The 4295-nt window shown below is 34.8% G+C and carries 4 protein-coding genes; all 4 read left to right on the top strand.

What is annotated here, in order from left to right:
* Window positions 1–546 (top strand): ComF family protein (locus AC1DOS_RS18345; RefSeq protein WP_477538662.1); only part of this gene is annotated, 546 nt, incomplete at its 5' end.
* 119 nt (window positions 547–665) lie between these two features.
* On the top strand, window positions 666–1226 hold the full coding sequence (gene hpf, locus AC1DOS_RS18340) for a ribosome hibernation-promoting factor, HPF/YfiA family (RefSeq protein WP_108584181.1): 561 nt from the start codon (window positions 666–668) through the stop codon (window positions 1224–1226).
* 166 nt (window positions 1227–1392) lie between these two features.
* On the top strand, window positions 1393–3444 hold the full coding sequence (locus AC1DOS_RS18335; RefSeq protein WP_477538661.1) for a bifunctional diguanylate cyclase/phosphodiesterase: 2052 nt from the start codon (window positions 1393–1395) through the stop codon (window positions 3442–3444).
* A 78-nt stretch (window positions 3445–3522) separates the two neighbouring features.
* The coding region (locus tag AC1DOS_RS18330) for a DEAD/DEAH box helicase (protein ID WP_477538660.1) at window positions 3523–4295 on the top strand (773 nt) is incomplete at its 3' end.

Below are 4295 nucleotides of genomic sequence, written 5' to 3'. Positions count from 1 at the left end.
CAATTAGTTTGCGAAAAATGTTTAAATAAATTCGAAAAAGCTGAAGAAAAAGATTGTAGGAACGAATGGATCGGTACCCATTATGAAGGTGCCCTTGATTCCGTTAATTCCATATACAACTACAATGACTGGATGAAACACGTTTATCAGCAGTATAAATTTCAATTAGACGTGGAACTCGCAAACATATTTACATCGGATTTTCTGCCATTACTTAAAGTTAAAGCGGAAATTGTTCCTATTCCTCTTCATCCGGACATGTTACTCGCACGGACTTTTTCCCAAGTTGATGAATTACTAAATGCTGCAAATGTTCCTTTTCATCATGTCTTGTCCAAAACATTAAATCACTCGCAAGTCGGAAAATCGAAAAAAGAACGAATCTCTACAGAATTAATTTTCACGGTTACGAAGGATGTTCAAAATCAAAATATTTTATTAGTCGATGATTTGTATACAACCGGCACTACATTGCACCATGCGGCCTATGTTTTAAAAAAAGCAGGAGCTAATACGGTTGATGCTTTGACGCTAATCCGCGCATGAAAAATTAATGGAAATGACTTCATTCGACAAATTACTAATTTATTTTTGGTTTGTTGAAGGAGTTATTAGGGGATAAGTAGAATAAGGTTAACATAGCCTTAATTAAAGGAGGAGTTTACATGTTAAATTATAATATCCGCGGTGAAAACGTTGAGGTAACTCCTGCGATTCGCGAACACGTTGAAAGCAAAATCAATAAAGTTGAACGCTATTTCAACGAAGAAATCCAAGCGAACGCAAATGTCAATTTAAAGGTATATAACGACAGTCAAACGAAAGTCGAAGTTACGATTCCGATGAAGAATTTAACGCTTCGTGCTGAAGAAAGACATAATGATATGTATGCAGCAGTCGACTTAATCGTCGATAAATTAGAGCGTCAAATTCGTAAATATAAAACTAAAGTAAATCGTAAGTTCCGTGAACGAGAAGGTGTTGGCGCATATTTTGCTAACGTGCAATCACCAGAACAAGCAACGCATCAAGAAGATAGTGAAGAAGATATCCATATTGTTCGTACAAAACAATTTGAATTGAAACCAATGGATCAAGAAGAAGCCGTTTTACAAATGGATATGCTTGGACATAATTTCTTCGTATTCACAGATTCTGAATCAGATGGAACACATATTGTCTATAAACGTAAAGATGGTAAGTACGGATTAATCGAAACTAACTAAATGAAAAGCTTGTAAAGAAAGCCCATATTCGTGGGCTTTCTTTTTTTGTCTTTATTGAAATACCTACTTTTTTATTTGTCGAATGAGGAGGAATTCAGTCGATTAAAGCGAATATTAAAACAGTAGATAGAATACATAATTCCGTTTCAAAAGGGGAGGGAATTATTTGATTAGCATACGGCTATGGGACAAATTTGGGTTACGAGGCAAGGTATTATTCGCAATGAGTGCCGTTGTCATTTCAATTCTGTTTATAATAGCTGCCTTTTCATACAATTATTCGAAAAAATTATTTGAGGGACATATAAAAGAAGAACTGGAAATGAAAAATGAAGTTGTTGCACAGGAAATTAATACTTTGTTAAAAGGTAAAAGAGGAATTGCAGAGCAACTTGGTGAATTAGAAGAATTAGATATGCAATTAGAAACCATACCTCAATTAATTGCGTCCTATGAAATTAACAATAACAAATATGTTTTATTAACTGAGCAAGGTCAAATTTTATTTGATGATGACAATATGTGGCCTGGATTAAAAAAGCTCAATATCTCCGATGATGTTGTTACCTTAGTTAACACATCTCAAGGCAACGTATATGTTGAAGTCCGAGAAATTAAAGGGACAGGTTGGCAAATGGTGAGTTATATACCCGCCATTAATGTTACTCACCCACTTCAAAATTATGCCAAGACTATTGGGTTGTCATGGATTATTGCAGCTGTTTTAATATTAATCATTTTGTCCATAATCTTGCGTAGTATGTTAAAAGATTTACCCATAATAGTGAAACATGTTCGCCAAATGGAACAAGGAAACTTAGGTTCGAATATGAATATTAATCGTAATGATGAGATTGGGGAAATTGCACAATCAATTGAGCAGATGGGGGAATTGTTAAATATACAAGTTCAAGAAATGGATTTCCAAGCTCGTTTTGATTCTTTAACAAGTTTACCAAACCGTTCATCAGTTCGACGTCAACTGGCAAAATGGATCGAGGATATACGAAATACTCCCCAAATGATTGCCGTTACTTTCTTAGATTTAGATCACTTTAAACAAATTAACGATTCGAAAGGTCACTCATACGGTGATGATCTTTTAATTCAAGTGGCAGAACGCATTCAACAATTATTACCTAAGCATAGTTATTTTGGTCGATTTGGTGGAGACGAGTTTATAATACTCTTGCATACGGAAAGAGAACATTTCCCTTTGATTCGAACGACACTGAATAATATACATGATGCATTTTCAAAAGCATTTTACTTAAATAAACAAGCTGTATTCGTAACACCTTCTATGGGGGTTTCCCTTTATCCGACAGATGCAGACGCATGTGAACAACTATTCGTAAACGCTGACACAGCTCTATATAAAGCGAAAGAGGCCGGCAGAAATAGAATTCTTTATTTTAATTATGAAATGAAAGAAGAGTTTGAAAATCAACATATGTTGGAACAAGGATTGCGTGAAGCTATTAAATTCAATCACTTTACGCTGGTTTATCAGCCACAATTCAATTTAAAAACAAATAGGACAGAAAGTTTGGAAGCGTTGCTACGCTGGCGTCATCCTGAATGGGGAATGATCTCTCCGGCAGAATTTATTCCTGTAGCCGAGAAATCAGGTAATATTTTAGTAATTGGTGATTGGGTGCTCGAAATGGCAATTCGGGAAATTAAAGAAATTCATCATCAATATCCATATGTTTCATCCATAGCAATAAATGTTAGCGCATTACAACTAAAAGAGATAGACTTCATTCACAGGCTAAAAACACTTTTGAGAAAGTATCAAGTAAATCCAAGTCTAATTGAAATTGAAATTACCGAGTCAATGTTTATAGATAGCGGAGAAGAAGTGCTACAAACTCTTCAAAAGATCCGAAAAATGGGTATCTCAATTGCCCTAGATGATTTTGGAACAGGTTATTCTTCATTAAATTATTTACGAATATTACCGATCAATCGAGTGAAAATTGATCAAAGTTTTGTTCAACAAATGGAAAATGACGTCAGAGTGCAAGCAATTGTTAAATCGGTCATAGACCTATCACACAATTTAGGATTTAATATTGTTGCAGAAGGGGTTGAAACAGTTAAACAACTGGAGCTCCTAATAGCAATGGAAACAGATATAATTCAAGGTTTTTACTACAGTAAACCACTTAATAAAGGGCAATTGCATACATTCTTAGATAACGACGTCACTTGATTTGTACAAGTCCGTTATTTGCACCCCTTTAGTAGCAGTGTTAAAATAAACCTTAGACTAAATGGGAAGTGAATTTAAATGCTTGGAGTATTAAATAAAGTATTTGACTTAAATAAGCGGGATTTAAAAAGATTAGAAAAAATTACTGATCAAGTTGAAGCGTTAGCAGAACAAACAGAAGCTTTAACTGATGATCAATTACGTGCAAAAACAGATGAATTTAAACAACGCTATGCTAGTGGGACTGTATTAGAAGATTTACAAGTTGAAGCGTTTGCAGTTGTAAGAGAAGCGGCAAGACGTGTATTCGGAATGTATCCTTTCCATGTTCAAATTATGGGAGCTGCAGCACTTCATGAAGGAAATATTGCTGAAATGAAAACTGGTGAAGGTAAAACATTAACATCTACAATGCCAGTTTATTTGAATGCAATTACTGGTAAAGGCGTTCATGTAGTGACGGTCAATGAGTATTTAGCGAGTCGTGATGCTGAAGAAATGGGTAAATTATATAATTTCTTAGGCTTAACTGTCGGTTTGAATTTAAATAGTTTGAATAAAGATGAAAAACGTGATGCATACGCTGCGGATATTACCTATACGACAAACAACGAATTAGGTTTCGATTATTTGCGCGATAATATGGTGTTATATAAAGAGGAACATGTTCAACGACCACTTTACTTTGCAGTAATCGATGAAGTTGACTCAATCTTAATTGATGAAGCACGTACGCCGTTGATCATTTCTGGAAATGCTGCTAAATCTGCTCAACTTTATCAGCAGTCAAATGCACTTGTGAAAGTACTTCGTAACGAAGAAGACTATTCATACGATGAATCGACTAAAGG

The sequence above is a fragment of the Paenisporosarcina sp. P5_A11 genome (assembly GCF_056400705.1).
The sequence above is the reverse complement of the archived record's forward strand: the minus strand, read 5'-3'. Positions and strand labels throughout refer to the sequence as shown.